The following is a 461-nucleotide window of genomic DNA, read 5'->3' on the forward strand; positions in this document are numbered from 1 at the left end:
GTCTTGCCCGTCTCCGTGCCCTTCTCGTCCACCTGGCGCACCACCACTATGGGTTCGCCAGCGGCGTCGATCTTCAGCCCGGCGCGCTGGAACGGGTAGTCGGGCACGAGGTTGACGTTGGGCATGGTGCCGTGCGAGTCGTAGCCCTCGGCGGAGGGGGTGATGACGGTGACACCGCTGCCGTCGGACAGGTAGACGTTGCCGTACCTGTCCCTCGGCTCGCCGGCCACCTCCCACGTCTGGTTGCCCAGCACGGGACCCGGGCCGAACGAGACCACGTGGTTCTGGGGCGGGGAGGCCACGTAGCCCACCGCCTTGCCGGCCTGGTACACGGCGTAGCTGGGCTGCTTGCCCTGGGGTGCGGTGTCCGGCTGGGTGACCCGTTCGTAGGCCACGATCTCCATGGCCCCGTACGTCGGGTGCGTCACCGGCACGCGGACCGTCTCCGTGCAGGTCCCCGC

1 pseudogene is annotated in these 461 nt (G+C 70.1%); it reads right to left on the reverse strand.

The window, feature by feature from the left end:
* Positions 1–434, reverse strand: a pseudogene (locus tag CWC38_RS11930) (hypothetical protein); the annotation flags it as partial.
* Positions 435–461 lie beyond the last annotated feature (27 nt).

This window comes from Kocuria tytonicola (assembly GCF_003687455.1).
In the GTDB taxonomy this organism is placed as follows: Bacteria; Actinomycetota; Actinomycetes; order Actinomycetales; family Micrococcaceae; genus Kocuria; species Kocuria tytonicola.